Origin of the sequence: Ideonella livida, from assembly GCF_010499455.1 — a bacterium.
GTDB classification, from domain to species: Bacteria; Pseudomonadota; Gammaproteobacteria; order Burkholderiales; family Burkholderiaceae_C; genus Ideonella; species Ideonella livida.
Map to the genome: position 1 here is coordinate 26204 of NZ_JAAGOH010000025.1, position 17051 is coordinate 43254.

The following is a 17051-nucleotide window of genomic DNA, read 5'->3' on the forward strand; positions in this document are numbered from 1 at the left end:
CACGGGCGCCAAGGCGCCCGTGCGGGAGGGGGACGGCGGGCGGCCCCGCAGGACCTCAGCGCTTCTGGTCGGCCTTCTGCAGGCGCTGGGCAGCGCGGCGGTCGGCCCCGAACAGGGCGCCCGACCAGAAGGGCTCGAACTTCTGCCCCTTGTCGGACAGGCGCTCGGCGGCCTGGCGTTCAAAGCGGGCGGGCATCTTGTTGAACACGGCGGATTTCTGCATGGCGGCAACTCCAGATCAGGTCGGCGTCTCTTGTGTCGGGGTCAGGTGATGGGCGCCGTGAGCAGACAACGCCGGCCGATGGCGGCCGGATGACAGACCGGTTCACATTTTTTTTACCCCCTGGCGCCGGGGCGTCCAACGCCGTGGCGGGCACCTGGCGTCTGGCGGGCCGCGGGGCGGGCTGGCTATCATGACCGGTTGGCCCTTTGCGGCGTTTCGCCGGCCCTGCGCCCTTCCCCTCCTGCCATGACCACGTCCCCAGACACCTCCGCCGGCACCTTGTCGGTGCGGGGCGCCCGCACCCACAACCTCAAGAACATCGACCTGGACCTGCCCAAGCACGCGCTGGTGGTGATCACCGGCCTGTCGGGCTCGGGCAAGTCCAGCCTGGCTTTCGACACCCTGTATGCCGAGGGCCAGCGCCGCTATGTCGAGAGCCTCTCGGCCTACGCCCGACAGTTCCTGCAGTTGATGGACAAGCCCGATGTGGACGTGATCGAGGGGCTGGCGCCCGCCATCTCCATCGAGCAGAAGGCCACCAGCCACAACCCGCGCTCCACGGTCGGCACCATCACCGAGATCCACGATTACCTGCGGCTGCTCTACGCCCGCGCCGGCACACCCTTCTGCCCCGACCACGGGCAGCCTCTGCAGGCCCAGAGCGTCAGCCAGATGGTGGACGCGGTGCTGGCCCTGCCTGAAGGGACCAAGCTGATGGTGCTGGCCCCGGTGGTGCGCGACCGCAAGGGCGAGTTCACCGAGCTGTTTGCCGACATGCAGGCCCAAGGCTATGTGCGCTTCCGGGTCGATGGGGTCATCGTCGAAGCGCTGAGCCTGCCGACGCTCAAGAAGGCTGAGAAGCACGACATCGATGTGGTCATCGACCGGCTCAAGACCGGCGACGCCATGCGCCAGCGCCTGGCCGAGAGCTTCGAGGCCGCGCTGCGGATCGCCGACGGCCGGGCCATCGCCCTGGAGATGGACAGCAGCGCCGAGCACCTGTTCTCGGCCAAGTTCGCCTGCCCGATCTGCAGCTACTCGCTGCCGGAGCTGGAGCCGCGGCTGTTCTCCTTCAACGCCCCCATGGGCGCCTGCCCGCACTGCGATGGCCTGGGCATGGAGACGGTGTTCGACCCGGTGCGGGTGGTGGGCTTCCCCAGCCTGAGCCTGGGCTCGGGCGCCATCAAGGGCTGGGACCGCCGCAACGGCTACACCTTCTCGCTGCTGCAGCGGGTGGCCGAGCACTACAGCGTGGACATCGAGCTGCCCTGGGAGGAGTTGCCTGAGGCCTTCCGCCAGGTGGTGCTGCACGGCTCGGGCACCGAAGAGATCCCCTTCACCTACCAGGCCGAGGGCAAGACCGGCAAGACCCGCAGCGTCACCCGCGCCCATCCCTTCGAGGGCGTGCTGCCGAACTTCGAGCGCCGCTACCAGGAGACCGACTCGGTGGCCGTGCGCGAGGACCTGGCGCGCTACCAGATCACCCGCCCCTGCGCGCACTGTGGCGGCAGCCGCCTGCGCAAGGAAGCCCGCCACGTGTTCATCCCCGGTGACGCGGCCGCCCCGGGCAAGCCGATTTACGAGGTGGAGCACCTGACGCTGGCCGGCGCGCTGGCCTGGTTCAGCGGTCTGCAGCTCACCGGCGCCAAGGCCGAGATCGCCGACAAGGTGGTGCGCGAGATCCGCTCGCGCCTGAAGTTCCTCAACGACGTGGGCCTGAACTACCTGAGCCTGGACCGCAGCGCCGACACCCTGTCTGGCGGCGAAGCCCAGCGCATCCGCCTGGCCAGCCAGATCGGCTCCGGCCTGACCGGCGTGATGTACGTGCTGGACGAGCCCAGCATCGGCCTGCACCAGCGCGACAACGAGCGCCTGATCGGCACCCTGCAGCACCTGCGCGACCTGGGCAACAGCGTGCTGGTGGTGGAGCACGACGAGGACATGATCCGCGCCGCCGACTACGTGGTGGACATGGGCCCGGGCGCCGGCCGCCACGGCGGCCGCGTCATCGCCGCGGGCACGCCGGCCGAGGTGGCCGCGCACCCGGACTCGCTCACCGGCCAGTACCTGGGCCGGGTGCTGCGCATTGCCGTGCCCGTCCAGCGCCGCCTGCGCGACGACAGCCGCCCCATCCCCGCGCTGCGCGTGGTCAACGCCCACGGCAACAACCTCAAGGGGGTGACGGTGGAGATCCCCGTGGGCCTGTTCACCTGCGTCACCGGCGTCTCGGGCTCCGGCAAGAGCACGCTGGTCAACGACACGCTCTATGCCGCCGTGGCCAAGAAGCTCTACGGCAGCCATGCCGAGCCCGAGGCCCATGACGCCATCGAGGGCCTGGACGCCTTCGACAAGGTCATCAACGTCGACCAGAGCCCCATCGGCCGCACGCCGCGCAGCAACCCCGCCACCTACACCGGCCTGTTCACCCCCATCCGCGAGCTGTTTGCCGAGGTGCCCACCGCCCGCGAACGCGGCTACGGCGCCGGCCGCTTCAGCTTCAACGTGGCCGGCGGCCGCTGCGAAAGCTGCCAGGGCGACGGCGTGATCAAGGTGGAGATGCACTTCCTGCCCGACGTCTACGTGCCCTGCGACGTCTGCCACGGCGAGCGCTACAACCGCGAGACGCTGGAGGTGCTCTACAAGGGCAAGAACATCGCCGAGGTGCTGAGCCTGACCGTGGAGGACGCCCGCGAGTTCTTCAGCGCCGTGCCGGCCATCGCCCGCAAGCTGCAGACCCTGATGGACGTGGGCCTGGGCTACATCACCCTGGGCCAGAGCGCCACCACGCTCTCGGGCGGCGAGGCCCAGCGCGTGAAGCTGGCGCTGGAGCTGTCCAAGCGCGACACCGGCCGCACCCTCTACATCCTGGACGAGCCCACCACCGGCCTGCACTTTGCCGACATCCAGCTGCTGCTCAAGGTGCTGCACCAGCTGCGCGAGGCGGGCAACACCATCGTGGTGATCGAGCACAACCTCGACGTCATCAAGACCGCCGACTGGCTCATCGACATGGGCCCGGAGGGCGGCTCCGGTGGCGGCACCGTGCTGGCCGAAGGCCCGCCGGAGGTGATCGCCGCCTGCGCGGCCAGCCACACCGGCCGTTTCCTCAAGCCGCTGCTGGAAGAATCCTGACCGCTCCCCCCACCGCCTGAGACCCCCCCATGCTGCGCTACCACACCGTGCCGGTCACCGGCTTCCAGCAGAACGCCTCCCTGCTCTGGTGCGACCAGACCCAGGAAGGCGTGATCGTCGATCCCGGCGGCGACCTGCCGCGCCTGAAGGCCGAGGTGGCGCGGCTGGGCATCCGGCTGGTGGCGCTGTGGCTGACCCATGCCCACATCGACCACGCCGGCGGCACCGGCACCCTGGCACGCGAGCTGGGCCTGCCCATCATCGGTCCGCACCCCGGCGACCAGTTCTGGATCGACGGCCTGCCGCAGCAGAGCCAGATGTTCGGCTTTCCACCGGCCGAGGCCTTCACGCCCACCCGCTGGCTGGCCGACGGCGACGTGCTGCAGCTGGGCCAGTCCACGGTGACGGTGCGCCACACCCCGGGGCACACCCCCGGGCATGTGGTGTTCCATGCCGCCGAGATCCAGCGCTGCTTCGTGGGCGACGTGCTGTTCGCCGGCTCCATCGGCCGCACCGACTTCCCCGGCGGCGACCACGACACCCTGATCGACAGCATCACCCAGCGCCTGTGGCCCATGGGCAATGAAACGGTGTTCATCCCCGGACACGGCCCGGAGAGCAGCTTCGGCGTCGAGCGCCGGCAGAACCCCTACGTGCGCGGCACCTGACGCCCCGTGGCGCGGCGCCGGATGCCGTCGATCAGACCGGCGGCTGGTAGCGCTGCGTCGGCCGCGCGGCCTTGGCGTACAGCCCGTTGACCTTGGGCAGGTGGCTCTGGATCTCCTGGATCCGGGTCTTGCTGGCGGGGTGGGTGGAGAGGAACTCCGGCGGCGCCCCTTCGCTGGCTTTCATCATCTTCTGCCAGAGCGTCACGCCTGAGGCCGGGTCGTAACCGGCGCGGGCGGCCAACTCCATGCCCACCAGGTCGGCCTCGGACTCGTCCTCGCGGCTGAACTTCAGCGACAGCAGCTGCGCGCCCATGCTCAGCGCCGCATCCCCCAGGTTGCCCAGGCCCAGCAGCGAACTCAGCAGCCCGGCACCGGCCCGCGTGGCCGCCGACTTGCCCATGCGCTCACGGGCATGCTCGCGCAGGGCGTGGGCCATCTCGTGGCCCATGATCATGGCCACCTCGTCGTCGCTGAGCTGCAGGCGCTGCAGGATGCCGAAGTAGAAGGCAATCTTGCCGCCGGGCATGCAGAAGGCGTTGAGCTCCTTGGAGCCAAACAGCTGCACCTCCCACTTCCAGGCCGAGGCCCGGTTGTTCCAGGGCTGGGTGTAGGGAATGAGCCGCTGGGCAATGGCGCGCAGGCGCAGCACCTGGGGATGGTCGTCCGGGGCCAGGGCCCGCTTGCCGGCGGCCTCCTGCTTCATCTGGGTGAACTGCTGCTGCGCCGCCTGTTCCACCTCCTCGGCCGACACCAGCTTGGCAAAGCGCGAGGTGCTGCCCACCTCACCGCGCACCCCCTCCTCGGCGGCCAGGGCGCTCAGCGGCGCCAGGCCCCAGGCCCCGGCCACCGCCAGGCTGGCGCCGGCACCCAGCCGGCGGCGATGCCGGTCCACCGGCTGGTGGCAGGCGCAGGTGGCGGCACGCCGCGCCTGGACCAGCGGCGGCAGGGCGAGCTCGGCATCGGTGTGGAACGCAGGGCACGAGGTCATGGTGATCCGGTCAAGGCTGGGGAACAGGTCCACATTCTGGCAAGGGTGGCGGCCAGGCGTCAGCCGGTGGGCAGCTCTAGGGCGCGGATCTCGGCCCGCAGACGCCAGAGCAGCCACAGGGCCGGCGTCGCCATGGCGGTGGACAGCACAAAGAACGCCGGCCAGCCCATGGCGGTGGACAGCACCCCGGCCAGCGGCCCCACCCAGACCCGGCCGATGGCCGAGAGCGCGCTCAACAAGGCGAACTGGGTGGCGCTGAAGCGCTGGCTGGTCAGGCTCATCAGGAAAGCCACGAAGGCCGCGGTGCCCATGCCCCCGCTCAGGTTGTCCAGGGCCACCACCGCCAGCAAGCCGGGGTCCACCGGGGTGGGCTGGGTCAGGCGCAGCACGCCCCAGTCAAAGGCCGGGATCAGCAGCGCCGCCTCGGCCGAGCGGCCGGCCACCGCCAGCCACCAGAAGCCCAGGTTGCTGAACATCTGCAACAGGCCGAAGGCCATGAGCGCGCGCCACAGCCCCAGGCGCAGCATGAGGGCGCCGCCCAGCAGAGCACCGGCCACCGTCAGCCACAGGCCGATCAGCTTGTTGACCAGGCCCACCTCGGCCGAGGTGAAGCCCACGCCCTGCAGCAGAAAAGGCGTCATCAGCGACACCGCGAAGGCATCGCCCAGCTTGTAGAGCACCACCAGGCCCAGGAAGGCCACCGCCCCGGGCTGCTGCAGGTAACTGCCCAGGCCGTTGAGCAGGGTGTCAAAGCCCGCGCGGCGCGCCGCCCAGGCCGCCAGCGGCAGTGTGGCCGCCAGGCCCAGCAGCAGCGCCAGCAGGTCGGCCCAACGCTGGGCCAGGGGACTGAGCGCCGCGCGCCCGGCCCAGCCGCCCCCCAGGGCGGCCACCGCCAGCGGATCCAGCACATGGCGGGTGAACAGGTAGCCGGCGGCCGCGCTCAGCAGCACGGCGACGAAGCCCTGCAGGTCGCGTCGGGCCGGGGGCCTCGGCCCCTGCGGCCGGGGCAGCCGCGGCAGGATCAGCGCACTGAGCACCGCGGCACCGGCCATCAAGGCGGCGCAGAAGCGGTAGACCTCCGGCCAGGTCCACCCCCCGCCCTGGGCGACATCGGTCCAGATCAGGGTGACGCCACCGGAGAGCACCATGGCCAGCCGGTAGCCCATGACATTGAGCGAGGAGCCCAGTCCGCGCTCACGCGGCGGCAGCAGGTCGGTGCGGTAGGCGTCACAGGCCACGTCCTGTGACGCCGAGAGGAAGGCCACCCCCAGCGCCAGCCAGGGCAGGGCACCCAGGCCCTGGGCCGGGTCCTGCCGGGACAGGCCCCACAGGCCGGCGGCCAGCAGCAGCTGGCTGAGCACCAGCCAGCCCTGCCGCCGCCCCAGGCCCGGCAGGTCGAAGCGGTCCATCAGCGGCGCCCACAGGAACTTGAAGGTATAGGGCAGGCCCACCAGCGAGAGGAAGCCGATCGTCGCCAGGTCCACCCCGCTCACGCTCAGCCAGGCCTGCAAGGCCTGCCCGGTGAGCGCCAACGGCAGTCCCGAGGCCAGCCCCAGCAGGATCACCACCCCGGCGCGGTGCAGGGCCCCGAGGGGGGAACGGGGGGCCGCCGCGGGGCCGTCGGGGGGGGAGGTGAGGTGCATCGGGAAATTCTAGGAGCGCCACCCGCTGCCGCCGGCCCGCGCCTCATGGGGGGCGCCAGGCCCGCAAAGGCCGCGGTTGTGGCCTAATTGAGGGTTTTGATTGGGTGGCTGTCCGCGCCTGCGTGGCGGGCGACCCGCCTCACCCGCCTCACAGCAACCGCTCGACAGGAGAAACACCATGGGCAACAAGATCGTCACCGAAGCCGACCGCAAGGCCACCCCGCGTCCCGGCGCCGCCAAGGGCTCCGCCTTCACGGCCCCCACCGGCCAGCGCTGCAGCCTGGAGCGCGGTTCGCACACCCGCTCCAAGAAGAACCCGGGCAAGCGCCCGCACCAGGGCTGATTCCCGGCGCCGTCAGGCGCCGCAGCTCCCAGCCGGCCCGGGCGGGCTGGCCTGACGCCCCCGCACCGGGGACACCAGGCCAGACGCCCGGGCCGCTGGCATTCTGGCGTCGCCTGGCCGGTCCGGGCCCCGTGCGCCCTGTCTGCGCGATGACCACGCGCCCCCGATGTCACCACAGCCCCCTGCCACGCCATGACCCCTGCCTCCGCCACCCCGCCAGCCCCCACCGCTGCCGCCGTGCCCCAGCGCTCGGGCGTCATCCGCATCACCGAGCTGCGCCTGCCGCTGGACCACGCACCCGAGGCCCTGCGCCCGGCCGCCTTGGCCCGGCTGGGTCTGAAGGACGCGCAGGTGCAGGACATCGAGGTCTTCAAGCGCGCCTATGACGCCCGCAAAAAGACCGCCATCGTGCTGACCTACACGCTGGATTGCGTGTTGGCGCCGGGCGTGGACGCGGCGGCCGTGTTGGCGCGCCTGCAGGGCGACCCCCAGATCCGCCCCGCGCCGGACACCACCTACCGCTTCGTCGGCCACGCGCCGGCGGATTTCTACACCTCGGGCGAGAAACTGCGCCCGGTGGTGGTGGGCTTTGGCCCCTGCGGCATCCTGGCCGCGCTGGTACTGGCTCAGATGGGCCTGCGCCCGATCGTGCTGGAGCGCGGCAAGACCGTGCGCCAGCGCACCAAGGACACCTGGGGCCTGTGGCGCCAGAAGGTGCTCAACCCCGAGTCCAACGTGCAGTTCGGCGAAGGCGGTGCCGGCACCTTCTCCGACGGCAAGCTCTACAGCCAGATCTCCGACCCGCGCCACCTCACCCGCAAGGTGCTGACCGAGTTCGTCAAGGCCGGCGCGCCCGAGGAGATCCTGTTTGTGGCCAAGCCGCACATCGGCACCTTCCGCCTGGTGAGCATGGTCGAGAAAATCCGTGAGGACATCGAGGCCCTGGGCGGCGAGATCCGCTTTGAGCAGCAGGTCACCGACCTGCACATCGAGACCGACACCCACGGCGTGCGCCACTTGCGCGGCGTGACCCTGGCCAGCGGCGAGCAGATCCGCACCGACCACGTCATCCTGGCCCTGGGCCACAGCGCCCGCGACAGCTTCACCATGGCCCACGAACGTGGCGTGCAGATGGAGGCCAAGCCCTTCTCCATCGGCTACCGCATCGAGCACCCGCAAAGCGTGATCGACGCCGCCCGCTTTGGCCCCAACGCCAAGCACCCGCTGCTGGGCGCGGCGGACTACAAGCTGGTGCACCACGCCAAGAACGGCCGCTCGGTCTACAGCTTCTGCATGTGCCCGGGCGGCACCGTGGTGGCGGCCACCTCCGAGCCGAACCGCGTGGTCACCAACGGCATGAGCCAGTACTCGCGCGCCGAGCGCAATGCCAACGCCGGCATCGTGGTGGGCATCAGCCCCGAGGACTACCGGCGCGACCCCGGCGGCAGCGGCCCGGTGAACCCGCTGGACGGCATGGCCTTCCAGCGCGTGTGGGAGAGCCGGGCCTATGAGCTGGGCGGTGGCGACTACATCGCCCCCGGCCAATTGGTGGGCGACTTCATCAAGCGCCAGAAGGGGCCGGCCAAGGGCTTTGGCTCGGTGATGCCGTCCTACAAGCCCGGCGTGCACCTGACCAACCTGAGCGAGAAGGGCCGCGAAAGCCTGCCGACCTACGCGCTGGAGGCCATCCGCGAAGCCCTGCCAGCGTTTGAGCGCCAGATCCGAGGCTTCAGCATGGCCGACGCGGTGCTCACCGGGGTGGAAACACGCACCTCCTCGCCGCTGCGCATGAACCGTGGCCGCGACTACCAGAGCCTGAACACCCGTGGGCTGTACCCTGCCGGCGAGGGCGCGGGCTATGCCGGCGGCATCATGAGCGCCGGCGTGGACGGCATCGAGGTGGCCGAGGCCCTGGCCCGCAGCCTGCTGGGCCAGGCGGCCTGAACCCGCCCGGTACCCCAGGCCGCCGCCTTCAGACCGTGGGCTGCGCCCCCAGGGCCCAGGCCAGCAGGGTGAAAGTCACAAAGGCCAGCGCCGTGCTGGCCAGGATGATGCGGGCCACGCGGCCGTTGTCGGCGCCATAGCGCTCGGCCAGCAGCGAGACGTTGCTGGCACTGGGCAGGGCCGCCGCCAGCACCAGCACGGTGGTCTGGAAGGCCGTCAACGGCAGGCCCAGCTGGCGCACCGCCAGGCAGCCTGCCCCCACCACCAGCGGGTGGATCAGCAGCTTGATCAGCGCCACCGGCAGGTAGCTGGAGACCGCCGCCTGGCGGCCGCTGGCCCGGTCGGACTGGCCCGAGCGCCACAGCACCGCCCCGATGGTGAACAGCGCCACCGGCGAGGCGGCATCCGCCAGCATGCCCACGATCTTGAGCAGCGGCCCAGGCAGGGGCAGGCCCAGGGCGCCCACCAGGCCGCCCGCCGCGATGGACCAGGGCAGCGGGTTGGACAGCGCGCCGCGCGCCGCCTTGAGCGCCGCCGCCCGCGGCCCCTGGCCGCTGGCCTCATGCGCCTGGGCCAAGCCCACGCACACCGAGGTGGTCACGATCATGTCGGCCAGCACGATGCAGATCACCGGCCCGGCCGCCGCCGGGCCCATCAGCGCCACCAGCAGCGGCACGCCCATGAAGCCGGTGTTGGGGAAGGTGGCCACCAGCGCGCCAAAGGCTGCGTCCTTCAGGTGCACGGTGGGCGAGAGCGTCATCGCCACCGTGAAGAACACCACCAGCGCCGCTGCCAACAGGTACAGGCCCAGCACCACCGGGTTGAGCAGCTCCAGCACAGGCGTGTTCATGCCGAAGCGGAACAGCATGGCCGGCAGCGCGAAGAACAGCACGAAGGCGTTGAGCCCCGGCACCGCGGCCTCGGGCAGGATTTGCCGGCGCGCGGCCAGCCAGCCGCCCAGCACCAGGGCGAAGAAGGGAAGGGTGACGGCGAGGACGGCCTGCATGCGGGGACACGGGTGGCGGCGGCCGCGCCGGGGCCCCACGGGCCCGGGGACCGCAGCGCGCCTGGACAGGCACGCAGTATGCGGGCACGGCTTGGCGCCGCCACCGTGGCGGAGTGTGCAGGGCTGCAAGGTCGTCGTGCGGCCCGGCAGGAAACGGTCAGCGGACAGCAGGGCCCGCCCCGGGTTCAGTGCATCAGCACCTCGGCCCCGGCGGTGGCCAGGCGGTGGTCGGGCAGCTGCCGCTCCAGCAGGTCAAAGTCGAGCTTGAGGTGGGCCACCAGCGCGGGATGGGTCATGCGCAGGCCATCCCCCAGGTCTTCACCGTTCTCGCGGCAGTCGGCCACCACGCTGGCCAGGCGCAGGGCCGCGCCCAGGGGCGAGAACGGTCGCACCGCCATGGGGTCGGCAGCGGCATCAAAGGCCTGCACCATGGCGCGGGGGAAATTCCAATGCCGGGCCATTTCGGCGGTCAGCTCGGGATGGGTGCAGCCTAGGATGACGGCCTCAAAGCCGATGCGGCTGTCCAGGTCCAGGGCGTGGCGCTCCACCTCGGCGTCGTCCGAGGGGCTCTCCATGAGCATGAGCAGACGGCCGGTGCGCAGCATCAGGCCGCCGATGTAGGCGGTGTCGGGCTCGGCATCGGTCAGCGGGGCCAGCACCTGGGCGTAGGCGGCCACGGCCAGGGTGCCGCGCCAAAAGGCCATGCGGTCAAAACCAGGCAGGGGCGGAAAGACCGCCGACAACGCCGCCGACAGGGTCAGGTCCCGCAGGGTGCGCAGACCCAGGATCGCCGCTGCATCGGGCAGGGTGGCCACCGTATGGCGGGTGCTGAAGCGCGCCGAGTTGGCCAGGCGCAGCACTTTGGCCGACAGGGTCAGGTCCTGCCCGATCAGGCCGGCCAGCTCATGCAGCGAGACCTGCTCGCGCTCAAAGGACTGCAGCAGCCGGCTGGCCACCTCCGGCATGGCCGGCAGGCTGCGGGCGCGTTGGATGTAGGGGTCGGTGAGGGACACGGTGCGGGCTCCTGCGGACGGCGCCGGGGCGCGCACTCGCCGCGCGTCCCTGCCCATCGTCCCGGTATCGACCGCGGCACGCAGGGTGTTGAGGCGTCACGCGCGCCGGCGTGGCGGAGTTCACGCCGGCCAGGGACGGCGCGGCTCAGGCCACCTCGTGGCGGCGGGGCAGGTCGGCGCCGCGGCGTCCACAGGTGATGGCCGCCGCCCGGGCGGCAAAGGCCAGCACCTCGGCCCAGACCTCAGCCGGCAGCGCGCGCAGGCCGTCCGGGCTGAGGGCACCGCGCTCGGCCAGGGCCGTGAGCATGCCGGCCTGGAAGGTGTCGCCCGCGCCCACGGTGTCCACCACCGCCACGCGCACCGGTGCCACCGGCACCTCGCCCTGGGCGTGGTAGCCGGTGGCGCCCTCACCCCCACGGGTGATGACCACCATGGCCACGCCCGCGGCCCGCCAGCGCGCGGCCAACTCGGCATGGGCCACGCCGGGGTACAGCAGGGCCAGGTCCTCGTCGCTCACCTTGAGCAGGTGGGTGCGGGCCGCCATCCAGTCCAGGGTGTCGCGCCAGCGCGCCAGGTCCGGCTCCACGTTCAGGCGCACATTGGGGTCGTAGGCGATGACACGACGGCCATGCTCGCGCTCCACCAGGGCGCGCTGGGTGCTGGCCGTGGGGTCCACCACCATGGCGTAGCTGCCGAACTGGATGGCCTGGGTCTCGGGCGGCAGGCGGTCCAGCGCCGACAGGGGCAGCAGGCGGTCGGCGCAGCCCGCGCCATAGAAGCTGTAGGAGGGCACACCGGCCTCGTCCACCCCGATCAAGCTCAGCGTGGTGGGCGCCTCCAGCAAGGCCAGGCAGCGCTCATCCACCCCTTCCTCGCGCAGGGCGCGCAGCAGGCGCTCGCCGAGAAAACCGCGCGAGAGTCCGCCCAGGAAGGCCACGGGCTGGCCCAGGCGCCGCAGGCCCACGGCCACATTGAACGGCGAGCCGCCGATGCGCGCATCCATCATCAGGCCGGTGGCCGTGTCGCCCGCGGCGAACACGTCAAACAGGGCCTCTCCACACACGACAAACATGAGTTCTCTCTCCACGACAAAGACGCCCGCCGCACGGCGGACTTGAGCCCCCGCACCGCCGGCCGATGACCCCCAGGGCACGCCCGGCAGGGGCGGCCAAGGCCCTGACCCCCGGCAGGACGTCACGGGCTCAAGCATCGCCGCTCTGGCCGGCGGGCTGGATCGGGGTTTTCCATAAATCAATCAACTTGATTTAATAAAAGATCCGGGCGCAGAATCTATACCGTTCCGCTGCCGGGCGATACGCAGTTGCCTCGGGCGGGCGGACACCACTCCCAACCAGCCTGGAGACAACATGTTCAAGACCGTCCTGACCACCGTGGCCGCCTCCGTGATGCTGATGTCCGGCGCCGCGATCGCCGCCGACCAGCCCATCATCGGCCTGATCACCAAGACCGAGACCAACCCCTTCTTCGTGAAGATGAAGGAAGGCGCGCAGGCCGAGGCCAAGAAGCTGGGGGCCAAGCTGATGACCGCCTCCGGCAAGAAGGACGGCGACACCGCAGCCCAGATCACCGCCATCGAGAACATGGTGACCGCGGGCGCCAAGACCATCCTGATCACCTCCTCCGGCGACGCCATCATCCCGGCGGTGAAGAAGGCCCAGGCCAAGGGCGTGCAGGTGATCGCGCTGGACAGCCCGTTCGACGGCGCCGACGCCCTGTTCGCCACCGACAACTACAAGGCCGGCATCCTGATCGGCCAATACGCCAAGGCCGCCCTGGGCGGCAAGCCGGCCAAGATCGCCATGCTGGACCTGTTCCCCGGCCACCCGGTGGGCGCCCAGCGCCACAACGGTTTCATGACCGGCTTCGGCCTGAAGGCCAATGACGCCAAGTCCAACGAGCTGTCGTCCACGCCTGAGACCGTGTGCGCCGCCGACACCGACGGCAACCAGGCCAAGGGCCAGACCGCGATGGAGAACTGCCTGCAGAAGGCCCCGGACATCAACGTGGTCTACACCATCAACGAGCCCGCCGCCGCCGGTGCCTACAACGCGCTGAAGAAGGCCGGCAAGGAGAAGGGCGTGATCATCGTCTCCGTGGACGGCGGCTGCGCCGGCGTGGCCGATGTGGGCAAGGGCGTGATCGCCGCCACCAGCCAGCAGTACCCGCTGAAGATGGCCGCCATGGGCGTGGCCGCTGGCGTGGACTACGCCAAGGGCGGCAAGAAGGCCAGCGGCTACGTCGACACCGGCGTGACCCTGATCGCCGACAAGGCCGTGGCCGGCGTCGAGAGCCAGAGCGTCAAGGTCGGCACCGACCTGTGCTGGGGCAACAAGTAATCAGCCGTCCCAGGCCCCAGGCCCGGGCACCTGCCCGGACCTGGGGCCGGCACCGCCGACCCCACCGGGCCGGCCCCTGACGGACAGGGCGCGGCCCCGTCGCCGCCACCCCCTCCTGTCCCGCCGGAGTCCCCGCCGCCTGCGGGGACCCGGTCCCCAGGCCCGCCGCCGCGGGCCTGCGCCGGGATCACACCTCCCATTTCGTCACCTTCCCCGAGGTCTCCCGTGAACACCTTGAAAGACAAGCTGCCGCCGCTGAGCCAGCTCGGGCCCTTCATCGCGCTGGCCGTGGCCTGCGTGGTCTTCGGCCTGACCACCGACAACTTCTTCACGCCCGCCAACCTTGCCCTCATCCTGCAGCAGGTGATGGTGGTGGGCGTGATCGCCATCGGCCAGACGCTGATCATCCTGACCGCCGGCATCGACCTGTCCTGCGGCATGCTCATGGCCCTGGGCAGCATCGTGATGACCAAGTTCGCCGTGGAATACGGCCTGCCCGTGCCCCTGGCCATCCTGTGCGGCGTGGGCGTGACCACCTTGTTCGGCCTGGTCAACGGCCTGCTGGTCACGCGCATCAAGCTGCCGCCCTTCATCGTCACCCTGGGCACGATGAACGTGGCCTTTGCCATCACCCAGCTCTACTCCGACGCGCAAACCGTCTCCAACGTGCCTGAGTCCATGACCTGGCTGGGCAACACCTTCGGTCTGGGTGACACCCAGTTCGCCTACGGCGTGGTGCTGATGGTGGCGCTGTACCTGGGCGTCTGGTACTGGCTGCGCGACACCGCCTCCGGCCGCCACGTCTACGCCGTGGGCAACAACCCCGAGGCCACCCGCCTGGTGGGCATCCCCACCGACCGCGTGCTGCTGGGCGTGTACGTGCTGGCCGGCGTGTTCTACGGCATCGCCTCGCTGCTCACCGTGGCCCGCACCAGCGTGGGCGACCCCAACGCCGGCCAGACCGAGAACCTGGACGCCATCACCGCTGTGGTGCTGGGCGGCACCAGCCTGTTCGGCGGCCGCGGCATGGTGCTGGGCACGCTGGCCGGCGCCATCGTGGTGGGCGTGCTGCGCAACGGCCTGACGCTGATGGGCGTGTCCTCCGTCTACCAGGTGCTGATCACCGGCATCCTGGTCATCCTGGCCGTCACCGTGGACCAACTTTCTCGCAAGGGGGGCCGTTGAGATGGCCACGACGCAAATCGTGATGCAGGCCCAGGGCCTGGTGAAGCGCTACGGTCAGGTGACGGCGCTGGACGGCGTGGACTTTGAGCTGCGCGCCGGTGAGATCCTGGCCGTGATCGGCGACAACGGCGCCGGCAAGTCCAGCCTGATCAAGGCACTCTCGGGCGCGGTGGTGCCCGACGAAGGCCAGATCCTGCTCGACGGCAAGCCGGTGCAGTTCCGCACCCCCATCGACGCCCGGCGCGCCGGCATCGAGTGCTGCTACCAGGACCTGGCCGTGGCCCCAGCCATGACCATCGCCGAGAACCTGTTCCTGGGCCGCGAGATCCGCTGCGAGGGCGTGATGGGCTCGGTGTTCCGCAAGCTCGACAAGAAGAAGATGCTGGAGACCGCCATCGCCCGCATGGCCGACCTGAAGGTGGGCATCCGCAGCATGACGCAGGCGGTGGAGACGCTCTCCGGCGGCCAGCGCCAGTGCGTGGCCGTGGCCCGCGCCGCCGCCTTCGCCGAGCATGTGGTCATCCTGGACGAGCCCACCGCCGCCCTGGGCGTCAAGGAGGGCAACATGGTGCTGGAGCTGATCCGCCGCGTGCGCGACAAGGGCCTGGCGGTCATCCTCATCAGCCACAACATGCCGCACGTCTTCGAGATCGCCGACCGCATCCATGTGGCCCGCCTGGGCCGCCGCGCGGCAGTGCTCAACCCCAAGAAGATCAGCATGAGCGACACCGTGGCCGTGATGACCGGCGCGATGAAGCCCGAGGACATCCCGGCCGACTGCCTGGCGCACTGACCCCCCGGGAGACACCACCATGCTCAAAGGCATCGACCCCCTGCTGACGCCGGACCTGCTCAAGGTGCTGGCCGAGATGGGCCACGGCGACGAGATCGTCATCGCCGACGCCAACTTCACCGCCAAGACCCTGGCCGAGGGCCCGCACGGCCCCAAGCCGCTGATCCACCTGCCCGGGGCGGGCGTGGAGCGCGTGTCCCAGGCGGTGCTGAGCCTGCTGCCGCTGGATGCGGCGGTGGACCAGCCCGTGGCCTTCATGAAGGTCTGCGACACGCCCGAGGGCTACCTCAGCGCGCTGCAGCGCCGCATGCTGGCCCAGCTGGCCGCCGCCGGCCATGCCCAGCCCGGGCAATGCAAGGCCACTGAACGGTTTGCGTTCTACGATCGCGTCCGCCGCGCCCAAGCCATCGTGCTGACCGGGGAGTTGCAGCCGTATGGCAACTTCCTGTTCAAGAAGGGCGTGATCGGAGAAGTACTTGCCCCCTGACACCGTGGCCGCCCCCGCCACCCCCCTCCCCCCCTCCACCGCCCCCGCCCCCGCGCCAGCCGGCGGCCGCCGGGCGCTGCAGCCTCGTGGCTCCAGCCAAGGCGGCCTGCGCCAGTACAACGAACGCGTGGTGCTGCAGGCCATCCGCCTGCACGGCGCCCTGCCCGCGGCCGAGATTGCCCGCCTGACCCAGCTCACCGCGCAGACGGTGTCCATGATCACCAAGCGCCTGATCGAGGACGGCCTGCTGGTCAAGGGCAGCCCGCTGCGTGGCAAGGTGGGCCAGCCCTCGGTCCCCCTGGGCCTGGACCCGGAGGGGGCCTTCTCGCTGGGGGTCAAGGTCGGCCGCCGCAGCCTGGACGTGCTGCTGATCGACTTCACCGGCCAGGTGCGCGAGCGCTCCAGCCTGGACTACCCCCACCCCGAACCGCAGCAGGTGCTGCAGGCCATCGTGGGCACCGTGCAGGCCATGGTGGCCGGCCTGGGCACGCGGGCCAGCCGCCTGCAGGGCATCGGCATGGCCGCGCCGCTCTCGCTGGGCGGCTGGCAGCAGCTGCTGGGCTACCCCGACGACCTGGCCGAGCGCTGGCGCGACTTTGACCTGGCCGGCGAGGTGGAACGCCAGACCGGCCTGCCCACCGCCCTGCTCAAGGACACGGCCGCCGCGTGCGTGGCCGAGCTGGTGGCCGGACGCGGCCGCACCATCACCAGCTTCCTCTACATCTTCGTGGACACCTTCATCGGCGGCGGCCTGGTGCTCGACAGCCACCTGCGCGCCGGCCTGCACGGCAACGCCGGCGCGGTCGGCTCGCTGCCGCTGGGCCTGGCGGTCACGCCGCAGGGCACGCCGCCGCAGCTGCTCAGCCAGGCCTCGCTGCTCACGCTGGAGGCCCGGTACAGCGCCGCCGGCCTGGACCCCAGCGCCCTGGGCGATGCGCGCGCCCTGCAGGACGGCTGGGCACCGGTCACCCGCGTGTGGCTGCAGGAGGCGGCCCGCGGCATCGCCCTGTGCATCAACAGCGCCGCCTGCCTGCTGGACCTGGACAGCGTGATCCTGGACGGCTCGTTCAGCCGCCCGCTGCTGCAGGCGCTGCTGGCCGAGCTGGCCACCGCGCTGCAGGCCTACAGCTGGGAAGGGGTGACCCCGCCGCAGGTGCTGCCCGGCCAGATCGGCTCGGACGCCCGCGCCCTGGGCGGCGCGCTGATCCCGCTGCACGCCAACTTCTCCCCCGACCGCGGCCTGTTCCTCAAGGCCGCCGGCTGAACACG

The 17051-nt window shown here is 71.1% G+C and carries 15 protein-coding genes; 9 read left to right on the forward strand and 6 right to left on the reverse strand.

Annotation, left to right across the window (positions count from 1 at the left end; translation table 11 throughout):
- Window positions 1–55 precede the first annotated feature (55 nt).
- Entirely contained in the window at window positions 56–223 is a 168-nt protein-coding gene (locus tag G3A44_RS17390) for a hypothetical protein (protein WP_163459024.1), read from the reverse strand.
- Window positions 224–469: 246 nt separating this feature from the next.
- On the opposite strand from G3A44_RS17390, the gene uvrA reads away from it, so the two are divergent.
- Together uvrA and G3A44_RS17400 are read left to right on the forward strand one after the other, a co-directional pair.
- Entirely contained in the window at window positions 470–3355 is a 2886-nt protein-coding gene (gene uvrA / locus G3A44_RS17395; protein ID WP_163459025.1) for an excinuclease ABC subunit UvrA, read from the forward strand.
- Between the two features lie 29 nt (window positions 3356–3384).
- Complete coding sequence (locus G3A44_RS17400; RefSeq protein WP_163459026.1) at window positions 3385–4023, forward strand: MBL fold metallo-hydrolase; 639 nt, start codon at window positions 3385–3387, stop codon at window positions 4021–4023.
- A gap of 31 nt (window positions 4024–4054) precedes the next feature.
- Here the strand turns inward: G3A44_RS17400 and G3A44_RS17405 are convergent, their stop codons facing one another.
- On the reverse strand, window positions 4055–5011 hold the full coding sequence (locus tag G3A44_RS17405; RefSeq protein WP_163459027.1) for a M48 family metallopeptidase: 957 nt from the start codon (window positions 5009–5011) through the stop codon (window positions 4055–4057).
- A 59-nt stretch (window positions 5012–5070) separates the two neighbouring features.
- Entirely contained in the window at window positions 5071–6654 is a 1584-nt protein-coding gene (locus G3A44_RS17410; RefSeq protein ID WP_163459028.1) for an AmpG family muropeptide MFS transporter, read from the reverse strand.
- A gap of 178 nt (window positions 6655–6832) precedes the next feature.
- On the opposite strand from G3A44_RS17410, the gene G3A44_RS23295 reads away from it, so the two are divergent.
- Window positions 6833–6997 carry a hypothetical protein gene (locus tag G3A44_RS23295; RefSeq protein WP_203561454.1) on the forward strand — a complete coding sequence of 55 codons (165 nt, stop codon included), beginning with the start codon at window positions 6833–6835 and terminating at the stop codon, window positions 6995–6997.
- Between the two features lie 192 nt (window positions 6998–7189).
- On the forward strand, window positions 7190–8941 hold the full coding sequence (locus G3A44_RS17415; protein WP_239061940.1) for an NAD(P)/FAD-dependent oxidoreductase: 1752 nt from the start codon (window positions 7190–7192) through the stop codon (window positions 8939–8941).
- A 28-nt stretch (window positions 8942–8969) separates the two neighbouring features.
- Here the strand turns inward: G3A44_RS17415 and G3A44_RS17420 are convergent, their stop codons facing one another.
- From G3A44_RS17420 to G3A44_RS17430, 3 genes are all read right to left on the reverse strand, one after another.
- Window positions 8970–9947 carry an AEC family transporter gene (locus G3A44_RS17420; protein ID WP_163459029.1) on the reverse strand — a complete coding sequence of 326 codons (978 nt, stop codon included), beginning with the start codon at window positions 9945–9947 and terminating at the stop codon, window positions 8970–8972.
- Between the two features lie 185 nt (window positions 9948–10132).
- The gene (locus G3A44_RS17425; RefSeq protein ID WP_163459030.1) at window positions 10133–10960 is read right to left on the reverse strand and encodes an HDOD domain-containing protein; all 828 of its coding nucleotides are present in this window, start codon (window positions 10958–10960) and stop codon (window positions 10133–10135) included.
- 145 nt (window positions 10961–11105) lie between these two features.
- A complete protein-coding gene (locus tag G3A44_RS17430; RefSeq protein ID WP_163459031.1) occupies window positions 11106–12032 on the reverse strand; it encodes a carbohydrate kinase family protein in 927 nt (308 codons plus the stop codon).
- 295 nt (window positions 12033–12327) lie between these two features.
- Here G3A44_RS17430 and G3A44_RS17435 point away from each other — a divergent pair, with 295 nt between their 5' ends.
- The 5 genes from G3A44_RS17435 to G3A44_RS17455 all read left to right on the forward strand — a co-directional run bounded on the left by G3A44_RS17435 (window position 12328) and on the right by G3A44_RS17455 (window position 17046).
- Window positions 12328–13317 carry a sugar ABC transporter substrate-binding protein gene (locus G3A44_RS17435; RefSeq protein WP_163459032.1) on the forward strand — a complete coding sequence of 330 codons (990 nt, stop codon included), beginning with the start codon at window positions 12328–12330 and terminating at the stop codon, window positions 13315–13317.
- Window positions 13318–13542: 225 nt separating this feature from the next.
- A complete protein-coding gene (locus G3A44_RS17440) occupies window positions 13543–14502 on the forward strand; it encodes an ABC transporter permease (protein WP_163459033.1) in 960 nt (319 codons plus the stop codon).
- A gap of 1 nt (window position 14503) precedes the next feature.
- A complete protein-coding gene (locus G3A44_RS17445) occupies window positions 14504–15295 on the forward strand; it encodes an ATP-binding cassette domain-containing protein (RefSeq protein WP_163459034.1) in 792 nt (263 codons plus the stop codon).
- Window positions 15296–15314: 19 nt separating this feature from the next.
- Complete coding sequence (locus G3A44_RS17450; RefSeq protein ID WP_163459035.1) at window positions 15315–15782, forward strand: RbsD/FucU family protein; 468 nt, start codon at window positions 15315–15317, stop codon at window positions 15780–15782.
- Window positions 15772–17046 carry an ROK family transcriptional regulator gene (locus G3A44_RS17455; RefSeq protein WP_375138673.1) on the forward strand — a complete coding sequence of 425 codons (1275 nt, stop codon included), beginning with the start codon at window positions 15772–15774 and terminating at the stop codon, window positions 17044–17046. The genes G3A44_RS17450 and G3A44_RS17455 overlap by 11 nt, the downstream gene beginning before the upstream one ends.
- Window positions 17047–17051 lie beyond the last annotated feature (5 nt).

Coding starts and splice junctions, on each gene's coding strand:
- G3A44_RS17390 (WP_163459024.1), bottom strand. CDS start 223: ATGCAGAAATCCGCCGTGTTCAACAAGATGCCCGCCCGCTTTGAACGC.
- uvrA (WP_163459025.1), top strand. CDS start 470: ATGACCACGTCCCCAGACACCTCCGCCGGCACCTTGTCGGTGCGGGGC.
- G3A44_RS17400 (WP_163459026.1), top strand. CDS start 3,385: ATGCTGCGCTACCACACCGTGCCGGTCACCGGCTTCCAGCAGAACGCC.
- G3A44_RS17405 (WP_163459027.1), bottom strand. CDS start 5,011: ATGACCTCGTGCCCTGCGTTCCACACCGATGCCGAGCTCGCCCTGCCG.
- G3A44_RS17410 (WP_163459028.1), bottom strand. CDS start 6,654: ATGCACCTCACCTCCCCCCCCGACGGCCCCGCGGCGGCCCCCCGTTCC.
- G3A44_RS23295 (WP_203561454.1), top strand. CDS start 6,833: ATGGGCAACAAGATCGTCACCGAAGCCGACCGCAAGGCCACCCCGCGT.
- G3A44_RS17415 (WP_239061940.1), top strand. CDS start 7,190: ATGACCCCTGCCTCCGCCACCCCGCCAGCCCCCACCGCTGCCGCCGTG.
- G3A44_RS17420 (WP_163459029.1), bottom strand. CDS start 9,947: ATGCAGGCCGTCCTCGCCGTCACCCTTCCCTTCTTCGCCCTGGTGCTG.
- G3A44_RS17430 (WP_163459031.1), bottom strand. CDS start 12,032: ATGTTTGTCGTGTGTGGAGAGGCCCTGTTTGACGTGTTCGCCGCGGGC.
- G3A44_RS17435 (WP_163459032.1), top strand. CDS start 12,328: ATGTTCAAGACCGTCCTGACCACCGTGGCCGCCTCCGTGATGCTGATG.
- G3A44_RS17445 (WP_163459034.1), top strand. CDS start 14,504: ATGGCCACGACGCAAATCGTGATGCAGGCCCAGGGCCTGGTGAAGCGC.
- G3A44_RS17450 (WP_163459035.1), top strand. CDS start 15,315: ATGCTCAAAGGCATCGACCCCCTGCTGACGCCGGACCTGCTCAAGGTG.